This is a genomic window from Halomonas sp. 25-S5 (assembly GCF_029889845.1).
Taxonomy (GTDB): Bacteria; Pseudomonadota; Gammaproteobacteria; order Pseudomonadales; family Halomonadaceae; genus Halomonas.
Genome location: NZ_JARANV010000007.1, coordinates 134,934 through 151,729, shown reverse-complemented (window position 1 = coordinate 151,729; position 16,796 = coordinate 134,934). Strand labels below are relative to the sequence as shown.

General features: G+C 62.9%; 19 protein-coding genes. 12 read left to right on the top strand and 7 right to left on the bottom strand.

The genetic code is table 11. The features are described from left to right. The first annotated feature begins 384 nt into the window (after positions 1–384). The 3 genes from lexA to OP498_RS07620 all read left to right on the top strand — a co-directional run bounded on the left by lexA (position 385) and on the right by OP498_RS07620 (position 2,875). Positions 385–1,038, top strand: coding sequence for a transcriptional repressor LexA (gene lexA / locus OP498_RS07630; protein ID WP_280548958.1), 654 nt, complete (start codon positions 385–387; stop codon positions 1,036–1,038). 24 nt (positions 1,039–1,062) lie between these two features. Then, positions 1,063–2,121 (top strand): DNA polymerase IV, encoded by a 1,059-nt coding sequence (dinB, locus tag OP498_RS07625; RefSeq protein ID WP_280553128.1) that lies wholly within the window; start codon positions 1,063–1,065, stop codon positions 2,119–2,121. Positions 2,122–2,500: 379 nt separating this feature from the next. Further along, a complete protein-coding gene (locus OP498_RS07620) occupies positions 2,501–2,875 on the top strand; it encodes a transposase (RefSeq protein ID WP_280548962.1) in 375 nt (124 codons plus the stop codon). A 624-nt stretch (positions 2,876–3,499) separates the two neighbouring features. On the opposite strand, the gene OP498_RS07615 is transcribed toward OP498_RS07620, so the two are convergent. The 3 genes from OP498_RS07615 to OP498_RS07605 form a co-directional block, all read right to left on the bottom strand. Continuing rightward, positions 3,500–4,171: an energy-coupling factor ABC transporter permease gene (locus tag OP498_RS07615; RefSeq protein ID WP_280548964.1), complete on the bottom strand. Its 672-nt coding sequence runs from the start codon at positions 4,169–4,171 to the stop codon at positions 3,500–3,502. Between the two features lie 12 nt (positions 4,172–4,183). Beyond that, positions 4,184–5,038 carry a formyltetrahydrofolate deformylase gene (gene purU / locus OP498_RS07610; protein ID WP_280548966.1) on the bottom strand — a complete coding sequence of 285 codons (855 nt, stop codon included), beginning with the start codon at positions 5,036–5,038 and terminating at the stop codon, positions 4,184–4,186. Between the two features lie 189 nt (positions 5,039–5,227). Continuing rightward, positions 5,228–5,416 carry a hypothetical protein gene (locus OP498_RS07605; RefSeq protein WP_280553127.1) on the bottom strand — a complete coding sequence of 63 codons (189 nt, stop codon included), beginning with the start codon at positions 5,414–5,416 and terminating at the stop codon, positions 5,228–5,230. Between the two features lie 155 nt (positions 5,417–5,571). Here OP498_RS07605 and OP498_RS07600 point away from each other — a divergent pair, with 155 nt between their 5' ends. The 8 genes from OP498_RS07600 (at position 5,572) to OP498_RS07570 (ending at position 8,933) form a co-directional block, all read left to right on the top strand. After that, complete coding sequence (locus OP498_RS07600; protein ID WP_280548972.1) at positions 5,572–5,784, top strand: hypothetical protein; 213 nt, start codon at positions 5,572–5,574, stop codon at positions 5,782–5,784. A 7-nt stretch (positions 5,785–5,791) separates the two neighbouring features. After that, on the top strand, positions 5,792–6,517 hold the full coding sequence (locus tag OP498_RS07595) for a nucleotidyl transferase AbiEii/AbiGii toxin family protein (RefSeq protein WP_280553125.1): 726 nt from the start codon (positions 5,792–5,794) through the stop codon (positions 6,515–6,517). A gap of 308 nt (positions 6,518–6,825) precedes the next feature. Then, positions 6,826–7,104 (top strand): CopG family ribbon-helix-helix protein, encoded by a 279-nt coding sequence (locus tag OP498_RS07590; RefSeq protein ID WP_280548974.1) that lies wholly within the window; start codon positions 6,826–6,828, stop codon positions 7,102–7,104. Next, positions 7,092–7,382: a type II toxin-antitoxin system RelE/ParE family toxin gene (locus OP498_RS07585; RefSeq protein WP_280548975.1), complete on the top strand. Its 291-nt coding sequence runs from the start codon at positions 7,092–7,094 to the stop codon at positions 7,380–7,382. Before OP498_RS07590 ends, OP498_RS07585 begins: the two co-directional genes overlap by 13 nt. A gap of 102 nt (positions 7,383–7,484) precedes the next feature. Continuing rightward, entirely contained in the window at positions 7,485–7,628 is a 144-nt protein-coding gene (locus OP498_RS18580) for a hypothetical protein (RefSeq protein WP_348533114.1), read from the top strand. A gap of 62 nt (positions 7,629–7,690) precedes the next feature. After that, on the top strand, positions 7,691–7,906 hold the full coding sequence (locus OP498_RS18575) for a hypothetical protein (RefSeq protein ID WP_348533478.1): 216 nt from the start codon (positions 7,691–7,693) through the stop codon (positions 7,904–7,906). Between the two features lie 75 nt (positions 7,907–7,981). Beyond that, positions 7,982–8,170 carry a hypothetical protein gene (locus OP498_RS07575; protein WP_280553124.1) on the top strand — a complete coding sequence of 63 codons (189 nt, stop codon included), beginning with the start codon at positions 7,982–7,984 and terminating at the stop codon, positions 8,168–8,170. 73 nt (positions 8,171–8,243) lie between these two features. Next, the gene (locus OP498_RS07570) at positions 8,244–8,933 is read left to right on the top strand and encodes a M15 family metallopeptidase (protein ID WP_280553123.1); all 690 of its coding nucleotides are present in this window, start codon (positions 8,244–8,246) and stop codon (positions 8,931–8,933) included. Positions 8,934–8,945: 12 nt separating this feature from the next. Here OP498_RS07570 and OP498_RS07565 read toward each other — a convergent pair whose 3' ends face one another. From OP498_RS07565 to OP498_RS07550, 4 genes are all read right to left on the bottom strand, one after another. Then, entirely contained in the window at positions 8,946–10,106 is a 1,161-nt protein-coding gene (locus tag OP498_RS07565) for a Fic family protein (RefSeq protein WP_280553122.1), read from the bottom strand. Between the two features lie 238 nt (positions 10,107–10,344). After that, positions 10,345–14,322, bottom strand: a complete 3,978-nt coding sequence (locus tag OP498_RS07560; protein ID WP_280553120.1) for an EAL domain-containing protein — start codon at positions 14,320–14,322, stop codon at positions 10,345–10,347. A 293-nt stretch (positions 14,323–14,615) separates the two neighbouring features. After that, positions 14,616–14,843, bottom strand: a complete 228-nt coding sequence (locus tag OP498_RS07555; RefSeq protein ID WP_280548981.1) for a DUF2835 domain-containing protein — start codon at positions 14,841–14,843, stop codon at positions 14,616–14,618. 308 nt (positions 14,844–15,151) lie between these two features. Then, the gene (locus OP498_RS07550) at positions 15,152–16,111 is read right to left on the bottom strand and encodes a tripartite tricarboxylate transporter substrate binding protein (protein WP_280553118.1); all 960 of its coding nucleotides are present in this window, start codon (positions 16,109–16,111) and stop codon (positions 15,152–15,154) included. A 144-nt stretch (positions 16,112–16,255) separates the two neighbouring features. Here OP498_RS07550 and OP498_RS07545 point away from each other — a divergent pair, with 144 nt between their 5' ends. Continuing rightward, the gene (locus tag OP498_RS07545; protein WP_280548985.1) at positions 16,256–16,795 is read left to right on the top strand and encodes a FlgO family outer membrane protein; all 540 of its coding nucleotides are present in this window, start codon (positions 16,256–16,258) and stop codon (positions 16,793–16,795) included. Position 16,796 lies beyond the last annotated feature (1 nt).

Here is a 16,796-nt window from a genome sequence, read left to right as displayed (position 1 = left end):
GGTTGCTCTCCACCCCGCCTCGCGGCGACGCAGTTACCTTCGGCTACGGGGCCATGGCTTACCCCGACTCGGACTTTCACCGAGTTGTGTGCACGCCTTCACGGGCGCACTAGGAGCCGTGCTTGCACGGCGATGACGTGCCAACTTCGTTGACGACGGCTATGACCAGTGTGGGAGCCGTGCTTGCACGGCGATTCCTGCTATCCGCCTATCGCGATGCGAGCATCGCTCCTACAAAACACCAAACCCACAAAACGACCGTTCCTGCAAAGCTGCACCGCTTGGCCGCCTGGCACTTTTACTGGACAGAAAGACATGCTGTATACTTGATCAGACACGTGGCGAGGCGCTCGCCACCCCCTGGTTAACGACCCTGGAGGCCCCATGAGTCGCTCACTCACGGCCCGGCAGCAGAACGTGTACGACTTCATCGTCAAGACCATGAACGAGCTGGGCTACCCGCCGACCCGGGCGGAGATCTCCCGGGCGCTGGGGTTCAAGTCCCCCAATGCCGCCGAGGAGCACCTGCGTGCCCTGGAGCGCAAGGGGGCGATCAAGGTGATCCGCGGGACCTCCCGGGGCATTCGCCTGCCCGCCCAGGAGCCGGAGGCGGCCAACGAGGAGGGGCTGAACGAGCCGGTCCAGGGCCTGCCGATCATCGGCGAGGTGGCCGCCGGCAGCCCGATACTCGCCGCCGAGCACATCGACCGATACTGCCCGCTGCCCCCGGAGTACTTCACCCCGCGGGCCGACTACCTGCTGCGTGTACGCGGCCTCTCCATGAAGGATGCCGGCATCCTCGAGGGCGACCTGCTGGCCGTGCACCGCACCGAGCGCATCCGCGACGGCCAGATCGTGGTGGCGCGCCTGGAGGACGAGGTCACCGTCAAGCGCTTCCACCGCCAGGGCCATGTGGTCACCCTGGAGGCCGAGAACCCCGACTTCGCGCCCCTCGAGGTGGACCTGCGCCATGACCCGCTGGAGATCGAGGGCATCGGCGTGGGCGTGATCCGTGGCGGCAGCGGCCAGGCGCTCTGATCGACGCCGGCTGCCCCTCGCCCCATGACCGAGCGCGTCCGCAAGATCCTCCACGCCGACTGCGACTGCTTCTTCGCCGCGGTGGAGATGCGTGACAACCCCGCCCTGCGCGACATCCCGCTGGCCATCGGCGGCGCGCGGGAGCAGCGCGGGGTGATCGCCACCTGCAACTACCCCGCCCGCACCTACGGCATCCACTCCGCCATGCCCACCGCCCGGGCGCTGCGCCTCTGCCCGCACCTGACGCTGATGCGCGGCCAGTTCGAGAAGTACCGCGAGGTGTCGCGGCAGATCCAGGCGGTGTTCCACGAGCTCACCCCGCTGGTGGAGCCCCTGTCGCTGGACGAGGCCTTCCTCGACGTCACCGAGGTGGAGGGGTTTCGCGGCAGCGCCACCTGGATGGCCCGCTGGCTGAAGGAAGAGTGCTATCGGCGCACCGGCATCACCGTCTCGGTGGGCGCGGCGCCGTCGAAGTTCCTGGCCAAGATCGCCAGCGACTGGGAGAAGCCCGACGGCCTGACGGTGATCCCGCCCGAGAAGGTCGACGCCTTCGTGCGCGACCTGCCGGTCAAGAAGCTCCACGGCGTGGGGCCGGCCACCGGCGCCAAGCTCGACGCCATGGGCATCGCCACCTGCGCCGACCTGCGAACGCGTCCCATCGAGCGCCTGCTGGACGACTTCGGCAAGTTCGGCCGGCGGCTGTATGAGCTTTCCCGCGGCATCGATGATCGCCCGTTGCGCATCGAGCGCGAGCGCAAGTCGGTGAGCGTGGAGACCACCTTCGACCACGACCTCCCCGACCTCGCCACCGCCAGCGCCGCCCTCGCCCCGCTCTGCGACAAGCTGCAGGGCCGCCTGGAACGCCACGGCCACCCGCCAATGGCCGGACTCTTCGTCAAGGTGCGCTTCGACGACTTCAGCCTCACCACCCTGGAAAGCCGCGGCCTCAGCCCCGATGCCGAGAGCTACACCCGCCTGCTGGAACAGGCCTGGGCCCGCGCCCGACGCCCGGTACGCCTGCTCGGCGTCGGCGTGCGTCTGGTGCCCGAGGAGGCACGGCAACAGCTCTCACTGCCAATCTAGGACCTTGTAGGAGCCGTCGGTTCGACGTCTCGACTTGCACGGCGATTCGCTGCTGGTCTGCGCATTTCGCGATGCAAGCATCGCTCCTACAGGGGGCTGAAGCCTGCACTGAACTCCTTGCGGGAGCCGTGCTTGCACGGCGATTGGCTGCCGGCCTGCGCATTTCGCGATGCAAGCATCGCTCCTACAGGGAGGGGGCAGGTGACATGAACCTGTTGTGGGAGCCGTGCTTGCACGGCGATTGGCTGCCGGCCTGCGCAGTTCGCGGTGCAAGTCGCTAGACTGAAAATCACGGCAATCAGAGGGATCCAAATGCATGCCACAACCCCACAGCCATGATCTTCGAAAGGGCCGCAGGTCCATTCCCGGGTACTGCTACTTGCTGACGATCGTCACCCATGATCGGGAACCTCATTTCCGGAACCCGCTCAAGGCATGCCTGGCCTGCCGCTACCTGTATTGCGATGCGGTTCAACGGCATGCGGATACCCTGAGTTTTGTGCTGATGCCTGACCACCTGCACTGGCTGATTCAGCTCAAGGGGGCTTCGATTTCTACCACGGTAAAGCTCTACAAGGCCAAGGTAGCCTGCGATATCGGCGAAGCCGTGTGGCAGCGCGGTTTTCATGACCATGCCCTGAGGAAGGAGGAGGACCTGAAGTCGGTTGCCCGCTATATCGTGGCCAATCCCCTGCGGGCAGGCCTGGTGGACAACATCATGGACTACCCATACTGGAATGCGGCGTGGCTGTAGGGAGGTGGATGTGGGAGCCGGCGATAGGTTGCCAATTCCCATTGTCTGTGCGCTCCGACTTTCGCGGTGCAAGTCGAGTCGTCGAACCGACCGCTCCCACAGATTCGGAGCCCTACACCTTTCGCGGTGCAAGCACCGCTCCTACAGGGGGCTGAAGCCACCGCTGAACTCCTTGTAGGAACCGTGCTTGCACGGCGATTCAGTGCGCTCAATCTTTCGCGGTGCAAGTCGAGTCGTCGAACCGACCGCTCCCACAATGCCGTCGAACCGCCCGCCCCCACAGGTACTGATATCGCCACTGAACTTCTTGTGGGAGCCGTGCTTGCACGGCGATAGGTTGCCAATTCCCATTGACTGTGTGTTCCACCTTTCGCGGTGCAAGTCGAGTCGTCGAACCGACCGCTCCCACAGATTTGGAGACCTCCGCCTTTCGCGGTGCAAGCACCGCTCCTACAGGGGGCTGAAGCCACCGCTGAACTCCTTGTAGGAACCGTGCTTGCATGGCGATTGTCTACCGATCTCCGCATTTCGCGGTGCAAGCACCGCTCCTACAGGTGACCTGAACCTAGTCTGGGAACCGCACTTGCACAGAGATTGGTTGCTAAACCCTTGGTGTCAGGCCACTCACTTGGTATCGATATACCGATGATCGTTGAAGGTCGCGACCCAGCCGGGGTGATAGACCAGCAGGATGCTCATCAGCATGCCGGTAATGAAGGCCTCGGAGGGCATCAGCAGCGGCAGGAAGCGGGCGTACTCCAGCGCCTGGCGCAACGCCTCGGTATCCATGGCGCCCAGCGCCATCAGCCCCACGGCGGCCAGGCCCGCCGCCAGGGTGGCGAGCGCCGAGCCGAAGAACGCGCAGACGAACAGGAAGACCATCAGGTTGTCGGGCAGGCGCCGGTCGACCAGCCGCCAGACGATGCCCATCACCAGCGCCGGTACCACTCCGGTGATCAGCACGTTGACGCCCAGCAGCGGCCACTCGATGCGCCCCAGCAGCACCATGGCGATATTGATCGCGGTAATCGAGAGCAGCGCCAGCGGTGCCTTGAAGACCAGGGTCAGCAGGGCGGTGAACATCAGGTGCAGGGTCAGCCAGTCCACCGCCTGGGCGCGCAGCTGCCAGAGCAGCATCACCATCACGGTGGCGGCGAGCCAGCGGTGCTGCAGGGCGTGGTCGTCGAGCAGCGCGACCCACGGCCGGCGGCTCAACGCCAGGCCAACCACCGCCAGCGAGACCAGGCCGCAGAGCCACAGCAGCCAGGGGGCGAGAACCGGCTCGGCAATCGTCATGAGGTCACTCCGTCAGGCAAAGACCACGGTCTTGTTGCCGTGAATCAGCACGCGATCCTCCAGGTGCCAGCGCAGGCCGCGGGCCAGCACGGCCTTCTCCACATCGCGGCCGAAGCGCACCAGGTCGCTGGGCGTGTGGCAGTGGCTGACCCGGTGGATGTCCTGCTCGATGATCGGCCCGGCATCGAGCTCCTCGGTGACGTAGTGACAGGTGGCGCCGATCAGCTTGACGCCGCGCTGGTGGGCCTGGTGGTAGGGCCTCGCGCCCGCGAACGATGGCAGGAAGCTGTGGTGGATGTTGATCATCCGCCCCTGGAAGCGCTGGCAGAGTTCGGGCGGCATGATCTGCATGTAGCGCGCCAGCACCACGCAGTCGGCGTGGGCCTCGTCGACCAGCCGCTGCACCTCGGCGAAGGCGGCCTGCTTGTCGTCGGCCTTGACCGGCACATGGTGGTAGGTGATGCCGTGCCACTCCACCAGGCCACGCATGTCCTCGTGGTTGGAGATCACGCCGGCGATGTCGCAGTCGAGCTCCCCCGCCGTCCAGCGATAGAGCAGGTCCACCAGGCAGTGGGTCTCCCGCGACACCATCAGCACCACCCGCCGCCGCTGGCGAGTATCGGTAAGCGCCCAGGTCATCTCGAACTCGGAGGCAACGGGCGCGAACGCCTCGCGCAGCGCGTCGGGCGGCATGCCCACGGAGTCGGCCAGGATCTCGTAGCGCATGAAGAAGCGCCCGCCCTCCAGGTCGGAGTGCTGGCTGGCCTCGGTGATCGAGCCGCCGTGGCCGGCGATGAAGTTGGAGACCCTGGCGACGATGCCCAGGCGGTCGGGACAGGAAACCACCAGGCGGTAGTAGTGTGACATCGGATGATCCCGGATTTCGGCGGTGGCTGGGGGCGACAGTGTAGCCAAAACAGGGGCTTCGGGCACGCCCGGGACGGCCTCGAACGCCCATCCGATCCACTGCCCCGCCCCGCTGCTCGCGCTGATGTGCCGCTTCCCGATTCGCCTGCTGATGAGCATGACCACCTGCCAGCGCATCTACGACCTGCCCTACCCCGCGCGAGACGGTGTATCGCCCGGCCGCTGCGCATACAGGTCACCGCGGGCAGTCGTCGCCACCGTCAGTCCTGCCGCCTCCAGCCGGGGCACCAGCCAGTCCACCATGGGCTGGCCATGCAGGGAGGGCGAGGGAATCGCCAGCAGATCTGCCACCAGGGCATCGGTATCGATGGCAAACATCTTGCGCTCCTGTGAGGCGGGGGTTGCGAATCTAGCGTAGGCCTGGCAATAAAGCGCGACCCTCTGGCACGCATAGCTTTTTGACGTTCACCAGCCCAACCAGCTATAATTAAAATTAGTTGCAAATCACCCTCCGATTAACCGTTGGCGCATCTATGACTATCCCTCCAATCAATCGACATGCCTATCCAGAGCTCGATGCCATTCTTTGGGATCGTGCAGAGGATTATGTCGATCCCGAGATAGCGTTTCGCCTCTATGAAGAGAGATGGCGTTTTATTGAGAAAAAACGGCTGAGCGAGGATGAACTCGCATTAATTAAAAAACTGGCCCGCATCTACGGTCACGGCCATCTTCTCGTGGCTTGATGACGCAATGTATAGCCGCCCTCATCATAAAGCGATCAGCAATATCCTCGCGAGTTTTGATCCTGACTTCCTTTGTGAGAACAACATTTTGTTCGGGGGAGGAACCCGCATCGCGCTCGAACTTGATGAGTTTCGTGAATCCGTCGACATCGATCTATTCTGTATCGGTAAAGAGGCTTATCGAGCCGCTCGTTCAACCATCACCAACATCAGCTTTGGCAGGCTACTTCGCAAGGGCCATACGCTGACGCGCTTCGGTGAGCGGGAAATTCGCGCTGACCGTGATGCTATTCGTGCCCTCCTCGAAGGGCCAGGGCGGCCCATAAAACTCGAAATCATTAACTTTTCCAATGATCGAATAAAACCCGACACTCAGCAGAGATTTTTCCCCATTCCCTGTGTAAGCCGAGAGGGCTGTTTTGCCACTAAACTAACGGCCAATGCCGATAGATATCAAAATCATATCAAAGATATTCTCGACCTCTGCATGATGCGACGTGCCTGGGGCCCCATACCACAACCGGCATGGGATATCGCATGTGATGAATACGGAAATCATGTAATATCCACCGCCCTAGGGGAAGCCCTAAGGGACCTAAAAGCTCGGCAACAGATCCATATAAAGCACGCCACAGAATCGCTACATATGTCTGATGAGCTGGCAAAATCACTCATCGAAGAGCAAGCGCCTGAGTGGCTCGATGAACTGATCTTGGCACACATGGCCCAATAGCCGATGACATGACTCAATCGTTTCGGAAGCCCCTTCCGAACCAATCGGGTGGTCAATCACACGGGGCCCGATGAAGTAGGATCCCGGATGATCGGATCGAGCCAGTGCCGGCATGGTGTCGGCCGCGAGTCTCGCCTCCTCTCCTCTTCCATGGGTTTCCAGGGTTGTCGGCCGTGCCGCGACAGAATTGCCAAGCAGCTACGATGCTCGCGGCACCAAGGGTTTCTTTCTTGTGGGCTGGCCATCGACAGATCAGCCGACAAGACCTATAGTAACAATAGGTATTACCTTTTGCTACGGAGGTCGGCATGGCAAAACCAACATCCATCAAACTCGACGACGATCTGAAAGGACGGGTGCAGAATCTGGCCGACGCCCGTCAGCGCTCGGCACACTGGCTCATGCGTGAGGCCATTGAGCAGTATGTGGAGCGAGAGGAAAGACGAGAGATGTTCAGGCAGGAAACGCTCAAGGTTTGGGAGGATTACCAAGCGACTGGCGTGCATACGACCGCTGACGAAGTCGAGCAGTGGCTGGGCAGCTGGGGAAAGGATGATGAGGTGTCCGCACCAACATGCCACAAGTGATCTTTTCCCCGTCAGCAATACGGGATCTGGAGCGACTGCGTGAGTTCCTGCGGCCGAAGAATCCAGCAGCAGCCGAGAGAGCCGCTAAGGCGCTCATCCAGGGCCTCGAGGAGCTTGGAAAATTCCCACATATCGGCCGCCCGATTGATGATCTATCCGAGGAATACCGGGATTGGCTGATTGATTTTGGTAATAGCGCTTACATCGCCCGGTATCGTCTCGATGGGGACACTGTGGTGGTACTGGCCATCCGTCACCAGAGAGAAGCCGGCTTCTAACGGGCAGCAATCGATAGCGAGCCGACTCACCGCCACGATCTCGCGTGCTTCCCAAGCGGTCTTTAGGAAGCCGGCACGCCGATCCCCTGGACCGAGGTCTACATGGCGCTGAAGACCGGTGTCGCCGATGGCCAGATGAACCCGCCGATGTACATCATCATGGGCAGCCTCTACGAGGTGCAGGACTACCTGACGCTGGCCAACATCCAGTACTCGGACCAGTTCCTGGTCGGCAACGGCGCCTGATCGACGGCTGGGACGACGCGACGCGCGAGGCCTTCCTGGAGGCGGTCTCGGAGGCCAACCAGATGGCCCGCGAGCACAACGAGACCCGGGTCGACGAGCGCATCGCCTACCTCGAGGAACAGGGCATGGAGGTGATCCGGCCATCCGAGGACGAACTGGCAGCGTTCCGCGAACAGGGCCAGCCGGCCTACCTGGAGTGGCTCGGCGAGCAGGACATCGATCCTTCCTTCATCGACATGGCGCTCGAGGATGCCGGGATGACCCACCTGGCCGAGTAAGCCGCGCCGTCCTCGAGACGTCTTGCAGTTCGGGCAGGGGCTACCCCCCCTGCCCCATGACAGATGGCATCCACCATGGCGTTATCGAACTCTCGCGTACTGGCCATCAGCCGGTCCGTGTCTTTAACGGTTGCCAGCAGCCTGCTGCTCATCGATCTGGCGGTGATCCTCTTCGGGCCGTTCGTGGTGACGGCGATCCTGGTACTGATCCTGCTCATCCTCTTCCCTTCCCTGACCCTCTGGCTACCGACCCAGCTTGGCTGACCCCATGGAGACCGTCGTGAACCGCTCACTGTCATAGCCCATCGTCCGCCACCCCGACCCCGACTGGTCGGTGGTGAGCCGCATCCCCATCACGGGAAGTGACGAGCCCCTGGTTCCGTTGAGCCTGGCACCGTCACCGATCAAGGTTTTCCCGGTCTATGCCAAGCAGGACATTCCCGGGGCAATCAACGAATGCTATGTCCGTGAAGGGGTCTATCGGCGGCTGCTGAAGGTGGCACGCTCCCTGCCCGCGGAGGTCGGGCTGGTGATCCTGGACGGCTGGCGACCCTGGCGCGTGCAGCAGTACCTTTTCGATACGCTGCAGGAGGTCATCCGCTCTCACCATCCCGAACTCAGCGACGAGTCACTGCTGGAACGAACGCGAGAATTCGTTTCCGTGCCCAGTCGCGAGGCGAGCTCGCCGAGCCCCCACCTCACCGGCGGTGCCGTGGATGTGACCCTGAGCGATGCCGACGGGCTGCCGCTGGACATGGGCACCCTGTTCGACGAGGCCGTGCCGGCCTCCCATACGGTCGCGCTGGAAGCGATTCCTCGCCCGGACGCCCGACAGCGGCAGGCCCGCGACAACCGCCGCCGCCTCCATGGCGCCATGCGGGAACAGGGCTTTACCAACTTGCCGAGCGAGTGGTGGCACTACGATGCCGGCGACCAGCTATGGGCCCATTACAGCGGCCATGCCCAGGCCCTCTATGGGCCGGCGGAGCGGGAGACCATTGAAAGTCGCTGGCGGCGACAGCTGTGAGCCAGGGGCCTACTAGCCCTCTTCCTGACGAAGCCGTTCCGGAATCTGGTAGCGCGTGCTTCGACCTCCAGCAGAGAGCCTTACCAGGCAACCTTTCTCCACAAGCCCGGCCAGGTGGCGCGTGGCCGTTGCCTTACTGACCGTTGTCACTTTCTGATACTGAGAAGCACTGATACCTTGCTCAAAACCCCTTTCCCCTCCATCAAGCAACCGGTTAAGCACCTTGATCTGCTCGGGGAGCAGACCAGCCACACTGAAGCACTGCCAGAAACGGGCTTTGACCAGGGTACGACCGATCCTGTCGAGTACATCCAACAGCGTGGCGTCCAAGGTATCCAAGAACCAGGCGAGCCACGCGGTGAGGTCTGGGCTTCCCCGCTGGCTCGCTTCCAGGCAGCAGTAGTATTCGTCTCTGCGCGCCAGAATCGCTGCTGACATGGCATACAAGCGAATACTCTGCTGGTCCGCTTGCGCCAAGGCGCGATCGGCGATTGCCCGAGCGATACGCCCGTTGCCATCCTCGAACGGATGAAGGGTCACAAACCAAAAATGCGCCAAGCCCGCTCGGATGAGAGGGTCCAGCACGGGATCATGGCGGCTGGACTCGAACCAATCCAGGAACCGATCGATCTCTACCTCCAAACCCTCTCTGGGCGGCGCTTCGAAATGCACCCTGGGTCGATCAATTCGGCCCGACACAACCTGCATCGGCTCCCGTCCGCGCCACTGGCCAGGCCGCCGTTCCGTCAGAGAAAATTCAGCATCAGGGAATAGCCATCGATGCCACTGAAGCAGTCTCTCTGACTCAAGCGGTGAATCAGAATTCAGGATGGCATCCAGCATCAATTCGGCCAGGCCTTCGGCCCGCAGCGAGGGTGGGCTATCTTGTTCCTCAATGCCAAGCCGCCGTGCAAGAGAAGAACGTACAGAGGCGACATTGAGGCGCTCGCCTTCAATCGCCGATGAGGTGACGATGTTCTGCAAAAGGGTATCCAACGCCGCCCTCGCTTCTGCCTCCTGTTCATCACCGAGGCTGAGAGCTCCTGATCGGCCAAGCAAGATGCCCAGATTCCTCCAGCACTTCTGTAGACGAGGCTGAACCTCTCCCGCCTGCCAGGTGAAACAAGGCCAGTCGGGATGCTGCCAGATCCATCTCGGAGCTTGAACAGTCATTTCAAATCGCCATTACGAAGACAGAGAGCCGAATACAAACCATATTCGGCTCACAACATGATTTGAATCATATTCCGATTCGACTCAGCAGGCAAGTGGCGAGGTCCCCTTGTTAATGGCTGCCAGCGGTCGGCGATCAACTGCACCCCCACCGGTAGCCCTTCTTGCCCCGTGTTCCACGGGCTATCGCATGAACAGAATAGTTCTCATCGGGGGGATGCAGACGCTGCCGGCAACGCTACTCACCCAAGGGGACTGTTCGGGTCTCTTCGAGGAATTCGATGAGGCGCTCCAGCGGCATGGGCCGCGCAAAATGGAAGCCCTGGAAGAGATCGCAGCCATGCGTCATCAGCAGGTGGTGCTGCTGCTCATGCTCGATGCCTTCGGCGACCACCTTCAGCCCGAGGTGGTGGGCCATGGAGATGATGCCCTGGATGATCGCGGCATCCTCCGCACTGTGAGTGACCTCACTGACAAAGCTGCGGTCGATCTTCACCTTGTCGATGGGCAGGTTCTTGAGATAGCTGAGGCTGGAAAAGCCGGTCCCGAAGTCGTCGATGGCGACGCCCACGCCCATGCCCCTGAGGGCATGCAAGATGTCGATGGCACTTTCGGTATCGTTCATCAGCACGCCTTCGGTCAGCTCCAATGACAGTTTGGGCGCTGGCAACCCGGTCACCGCCAGGGTCTGGCGCAGGTTGCCGAGAAAGCTGGAACGGTGAAATTGCAGCGGCGAGAGGTTGACCGCAACGTTCAGGATGCCCTGCCCCGCCTGGTCGAGCATGCGCAGGTCCTGACAGGCCCGGGAGAGCACCCACTCGCTGATGGGAATGATCAGGCCGGTCTCCTCGGCCAGGGGAATGAACTGTGCGGGAGAGACATAACCGCGCACGGGGTTTGGCCAGCGCAACAGCGCCTCCACGCCCGCGACCCGTCCCTGGCGGTCGATCAACGGCTGATAGTGCAGCTCGAAGGCCTGGGCATCGATCGCCTCCTGGAGCTCATTGCGAAGCGCGACGCGATCCCCCAGCCGGCGGGTGATCTCGGGCGTGAACCACTGGTAGGCATTGCGGCCTTGCTGCTTGGCCCGGTACATGGCCATGTCCGCCTGCTGGATGAGCTCGATGGGCTGGGCGACGTCCGCGCTGCTGATGGCGATGCCGATGCTGCAAGACAGCGAAAGCTCATGCTCGCCGACCCGATAGGGCCGGGCAATGATCGGCAGCAGCCGCTCGGCCACCTGCAGCGCCTGCTCGGCATGGTGCAGGTCCGGCAGCAGCACCACGAACTCGTCGCCGCCCAGACGCGCCAGGGTGTCTCCCGGGCGCATCGTCGCGGACAGGCGCTTGGCGACACCCAGCAGCAGCTGGTCGCCGATGGCATGGCCCAGGCTGTCATTGATCGGCTTGAACTCGTCGAGGTCGACGAAGAGCACCGCCAGCAGGTGCCCCTGACGCCTGGCCAGCTCGAAATCATGGACCAGCCGATCCTCGAGCAACGCGCGGTTTGCCAACCCCGTCAGGGCATCATGACTGGCGTGGTAGGCCAGGCGGGCCTCATAGGCCTTGTGTTCGGAGATGTCATGCTGAATGCCCACATAGTGGGTGACCCGCCCCTGCTCATCGCGCACCGGTGCGATATACAGGTCGTTCCAGAAGGGGGTGCCGTCCTTGCGATAGTTGCGCAGGGTGACATGGACCTCGCGCTTTCGAGATAACTGCTGGCGAATCTGCTGCACCACCGCCATGTCGGTCTCGGCGCCCTGCAGGAAGCGACAATTGCGGCCGATGATCTCTTCGCGTGTGTAGCCCGTCATGCGCTGGAAGGTGTCATTGGCGTAGATGATCGGCAGATCGGGCTCGCCCGCGTCAGCGATCAACACCCCGTTGACGCTGGCTTCCACCCCGCGCTCGAGGATCCGCAGGCGGGTCTCGTGTTCCCGCCGTTGCGTCACGTCCTTGGCGATGCCATAGACCCCCTTGATACGCTGGCCGACGACGACCGGCAGGTTGGTGATATCCAGCCGGCGAAGCGTGCCGTCCCGATGCGAAATCTGCAGCTCATAGCGGCAGGGTTCACCGGCCGCGGTGATCTCGAGCTTCTGCTGGACATGCGCCAGGTCGTCCGGGTTCAGGAATTCTGAAAAGTGCGTGCCGAGTATCTGCTCGACGGGGGAGCCGGTCAGTGCAGCACAATGATCATTGGCGGTGACGAAGTGTCCCTGTAGATCCAGCGAAAACACCGCATCCGGGTTGTAGGCGAACAGCGACCGATAGCGCTGCTCGCTCTCCCACAATGAACGCCGATCCTGCTCGCGCTCCACCGCCAGTGCGACCAGGTCCACGGCCTGACGGATCATGTCCAGTTCGCTGCTGCCCGGCCTTGCCGGGCGTCGATGGTAGGTCGCAAAGGTCCCCAGCAGCCGACCCTCGCTGGCGATCACCGGATACGACCAGCAGGCCCTGAGCCCCTCGTTGGTGGCCAGGGACCTGAACCCCTTCCAGCGGGGATCATGCTCGATGTCCTCACAGACCACCACTTCCCGACCATGGGCGGAGCTGCCACAGGCGCCAATCCCGGCCCCGATGGGAACCGAGCGGACCGCCTCCCGGTAACGCAACGGCAGGCTGTTACCTGCCACCAGGCGCAGCTCGCGGCCGTCATCGTCGGCCAGCATGATCGAGCAGAGCGCTCCTGGCAGCTGGCCCTCGAGCATCATGCAGATGGCCTCGAGCGTCTGATCGCGCGGGACCTCCTCGGCTATCATCGCCTGGATGGATTGTTGCTGTTCGAGCTGCTCCCGCGCCGCCATCGACTCCCGGGAATGCCCGAGTACCAGGCGCACCATCCCCAGGCTGAAAACCAGCAGATACGTCAACGTCAGGCCCCCAATGCCAATGGCTGACGGTCCGATACCAGCCTGCAGCCAGCCCGCCTCGGGACCGGCATGCACGGAGGGGCTGAGCATCGGGCCGCCCGGTAAGCCGATGTGTCGCGATGCAAGTGCTGGCGAGCCGGTGACATCACGGGCAATCCTGCCCGGTGCTGCCAGGGAGATAAGCACCTCGTCATCGCGGGACAGGCTCACCTGAAAGCCGGCCAGCTGAATGCGTAGCTCATGATCAAGGAGAGTGGCCATGTCCAGCACGGCCACCAGTTGCTGGTCGCGCCGCGGTACCGCGATCGCCATGATCGCCAGGCCTGGCGCTTCGTCATCGGGCACCATGAGACGGGGCTGGGGAAACGGCATGCGCAACCAGTCGCGAACGCGCTCGGAGCCCGCCCATTGCGTCAACCAGCGCTGTGCCTCAGCGCTGCGCGCCCGGCGCCAGCGCCAGTCCTGGTGGCTATCCAGCAGGCCGATGACCTCGAGACTGGGGGTATCTCGCAAGTGATTGGCCACATCGCGATCGAGTACGGCGGCTTCCAATCCAACAGCGGACGCATCCAGCCGCTCGGCCATGCGCTGCATCAGCATCAAATGCGAGCCCAGCACCTGCTCGGCGTTGAGCCGAACGTTGTCGAGCAGATACTCTGCCTGCTGGTAAATCCGTTGTTGCTGCTGCCAGCTGAGCAAGCACCACGCCAGAGTACTGACCAACACCCCTGCCAGGCCTACCGTGATTGCCGCCCTTCCCAGCTTAAGCCTGCTGTGGCCCGTCCTGGCACTCGCCGCCAGCATTCCGGCGCCATACATCAGCGCGAACAGCGCCACCACCAGCGGGGATGAGGTCATGGCCGCCCATTCAGGACCATCGGCCGAGAAGACGAGCACCAGCACGGAGAGTCCGACGAGCAGCAGCAGACACCCGGATAGCTGCCACAACCGACGCAGTACCTGCCGCCCGAGCCCCAACAACAAGCCGGTGGCCACCATCACCAGCGTGGCGGCGACCCATGAGGAAACCCGCGGCTGCTCAAACAGCCACGAGACGCCCACCCGATTCCCGCCGGCCCCAGTAATGGGTAGCAGGGTATACAGCACCAGGGCCAGCAGGGCGCTACCTGCCACAAGACGCGCCCGATGCCAGTGCTGGGCCACGGCCAGCAGACCTACACCGGACAATATGGCCGCCAGCGAGGCATCCGGCACCAGCAAGGTGTGCAAGGGGTCGTATACCCACTGCACCATCCCGGCCAGCCCCATCAGCACAAACGCCGCCGAGACCATCAGCAGCCAGCTATCCAGGGCGATATCGCGGGTCTTGAACGGCATGAACGTTGTGCTCCCTGCGCATGGTCAACCAAGGGCTTGAACCAAACCCGTCCGGTCGCTTCCTTGTTGTTATGTGCCCAGGATGGGGCGGCGCCACTCGTGAACACGCGGGGCTCTGCCCTCATCCAATCGGCCTGGCACCCTCAGCGTATCATTCACGACCTCTTGGATTATCGGCGGCTTTCGTCGCAACTTGATGAAACACCGGGTGATGCGCCTCGGCTCGACGACCCCGTAGACAGGGTGATGCAGCGTTCTGGGCTCGACGAACCTCGCGCCAGTAATGGCCGACCTTATGATGACACCAGGCGCTGGATCGCACAGAAGCGCCCCATCTCGGTGAACGTCAGCCTGAAGCGACCATGCACGCCGTCGCGGGTCACCACCCGTCTCAGCGCTTCGGCGGGAAATACCACGAGACGGCCGTCCAGGCTGCGGGTCTGAACGTTGGGCACCCGCCCCGCGTAGTGCGCCAGGCAGGCGTCATGGGAGAGCTCGATCACCACATCGATACTGGGCATGGGGAATACTGACTTGTCGTCCGCGCTAAGGTCGCTGATACTTTATCATCAATTACCATCATCAATTACCATCATCAATTGCCATCATCAATTGCCCTCGCTGACGGGCGCCATCCGGACCCTGCCATGTTCGCCTCCACCGTCGTTGGCCCCGCCCCCCTCCCCTCCAACCAGGTCGTGGCGGGTGCGACGACCTTGAGCCAGGAGAACGGCTCACGCGGCGAGCGTGGCGAGGCCGCCCGATCCGATGCGCCGCCCCACAGCCGCGAGAACCCCCGCGGGGAAGGAACGGACGCGGCCAAACGACGTCAAGGTGCCTTCAGCATCAAGAAGGCCAGCTGCTCCGCCTGAGTCTCCAGGTAGGTTTCATACGCGTCCAATGGCCGGAAATCGACCCGGGTTCCGTAGTCACTCTCGAGATGCTCGACCATTGCCGGCTGCTTGAGCGCCTGACCGAAGGCCGCTGCGACTTTCTCCAGAAAGGCGGGATCACTGCCTCGAGGCGCAAAGAGCCCGCGATCGGTGGTGTTGACCAGATCGATTCCCTGCTCTTTCAGGGTTGGCACCTTGGGCAATGCCGAGAGCCGCGACTCATCGGCGACCCCCAGCGGGACAAGGGCGCCATGCGTGAAGAGTGACTCGCCAGAGGGCAGGTTGAGCATCGCCAGGTCGATCTCACCTGCCAGCAAGGCCGCCACCTGGGCGCCGGTATCAGGGTAGCCGACCCAGCCAACGTCAGAGACCGCCTGGCCCGTCGTGCGCAAGAACTGTCGCCAGAAAAAGTGATCCGTGGCACCTCGAATCATCCCGACCCGAAGCGCCTCAGGCTGTTCCTGTAGATGAACGACCAGTTCTGCGGCCGTGGTAATGCCAAGTCTGCGACTTGCTGCCGGAATATTCACGGTCCGGGTGAGAAGTGCCACCGGCTCGAAGGCGTCATGCGAAAACGGTGCGGCACCCGACAGGAAAGAGAGCGACAGCGTCTGATGGCTACCCAGAAGGGTTTGGCCATCCGGCTCCGCCTCCTTGACCTCCAGAGCACCGCGAACGCCTCCATTGCCAGGTCGATTCACAGGTTGCAGAGAGAAACCGAGATGAGTCTCGGCGGCCCTGGCCAGGTCCCGGAAAAGGACATCGCTCGCGCCGCCGGGACCGAAGGGAATGATCAGGCTAACATCACCCCTGCTGTCTTCATCGGCCAATGCCGACCCCGACAGCACTACCCAGAGCACACTCATCGACAGCCAACTGTAGCCCGATCGGGGCATCCTTGATTCTCCTGCGCAATATCAGCCTAAAGGCTTGCCTTGATAGGCGTGGAATGCAAGCAGTCACGTTCGGGTCACTCGTCTTCAAGTTAGCGGAGAACGCGCCGATCTACTCAGCGAAATCGTCCCCGGAGTTTTCCCATCATGCCCTACTCTCTACGCTTGGCCTGTCTCCTGCTGTTCCTGCTGGGACTGACCGGCTGCGCCCAGCATGAAGGCGCCCTGTACAACGCACCGCCCGAGCCGGGGCTGGCAGATGCCCTCGACGACGCCATGCGTGACATGGTCGCAGCCTTCCCGGAGCTCACCGATCAGGGCCCGATGATCACGGCCTCGTTCATCGACGTGGATGGCACAGGACGGGCCTCGCCCTTCGACCGCATCGCCGCGGAGCTCTCGGCCGCGGCGCTGGCCCGTGAGGGTGTGCCGGTGCGGGAGCTCCTGCTGGAGGGCGGCCAGTTGCTGGAAGTGAGCGGGAGTGACGGCCTGCTGAGCCGCCGGGTGCGTCGCCTGGGGGAGTGGGAAGGTGCCAGGACGTTGCTGATCGGCACCTATGCCCAGGGGCATGACCGCCTCTACCTGGCCCTGCGCGTAGTGGAGCTGCGCACTAACCGGGTGCTGGGCAGTAGCAGTCTCTCGCTGACGCTCGACGGCAATCTGCGTGAGCTACTGCGCGCACGTTGAC

Bases quoted from the DNA above. Each gene is read 5' to 3' on its own strand.
- lexA (WP_280548958.1), top strand. From the start codon at position 385: ATGAGTCGCTCACTCACGGCCCGGCAGCAGAACGTGTACGACTTCATC.
- dinB (WP_280553128.1), top strand. From the start codon at position 1,063: ATGACCGAGCGCGTCCGCAAGATCCTCCACGCCGACTGCGACTGCTTC.
- OP498_RS07615 (WP_280548964.1), bottom strand. From the start codon at position 4,171: ATGACGATTGCCGAGCCGGTTCTCGCCCCCTGGCTGCTGTGGCTCTGC.
- purU (WP_280548966.1), bottom strand. From the start codon at position 5,038: ATGTCACACTACTACCGCCTGGTGGTTTCCTGTCCCGACCGCCTGGGC.
- OP498_RS07605 (WP_280553127.1), bottom strand. From the start codon at position 5,416: ATGTTTGCCATCGATACCGATGCCCTGGTGGCAGATCTGCTGGCGATT.
- OP498_RS07600 (WP_280548972.1), top strand. From the start codon at position 5,572: ATGACTATCCCTCCAATCAATCGACATGCCTATCCAGAGCTCGATGCC.
- OP498_RS07595 (WP_280553125.1), top strand. From the start codon at position 5,792: ATGTATAGCCGCCCTCATCATAAAGCGATCAGCAATATCCTCGCGAGT.
- OP498_RS07590 (WP_280548974.1), top strand. From the start codon at position 6,826: ATGGCAAAACCAACATCCATCAAACTCGACGACGATCTGAAAGGACGG.
- OP498_RS07585 (WP_280548975.1), top strand. From the start codon at position 7,092: ATGCCACAAGTGATCTTTTCCCCGTCAGCAATACGGGATCTGGAGCGA.
- OP498_RS18580 (WP_348533114.1), top strand. From the start codon at position 7,485: ATGGCGCTGAAGACCGGTGTCGCCGATGGCCAGATGAACCCGCCGATG.
- OP498_RS18575 (WP_348533478.1), top strand. From the start codon at position 7,691: ATGGCCCGCGAGCACAACGAGACCCGGGTCGACGAGCGCATCGCCTAC.
- OP498_RS07575 (WP_280553124.1), top strand. From the start codon at position 7,982: ATGGCGTTATCGAACTCTCGCGTACTGGCCATCAGCCGGTCCGTGTCT.
- OP498_RS07565 (WP_280553122.1), bottom strand. From the start codon at position 10,106: ATGACTGTTCAAGCTCCGAGATGGATCTGGCAGCATCCCGACTGGCCT.
- OP498_RS07560 (WP_280553120.1), bottom strand. From the start codon at position 14,322: ATGCCGTTCAAGACCCGCGATATCGCCCTGGATAGCTGGCTGCTGATG.
- OP498_RS07555 (WP_280548981.1), bottom strand. From the start codon at position 14,843: ATGCCCAGTATCGATGTGGTGATCGAGCTCTCCCATGACGCCTGCCTG.
- OP498_RS07550 (WP_280553118.1), bottom strand. From the start codon at position 16,111: ATGCCCCGATCGGGCTACAGTTGGCTGTCGATGAGTGTGCTCTGGGTA.
- OP498_RS07545 (WP_280548985.1), top strand. From the start codon at position 16,256: ATGCCCTACTCTCTACGCTTGGCCTGTCTCCTGCTGTTCCTGCTGGGA.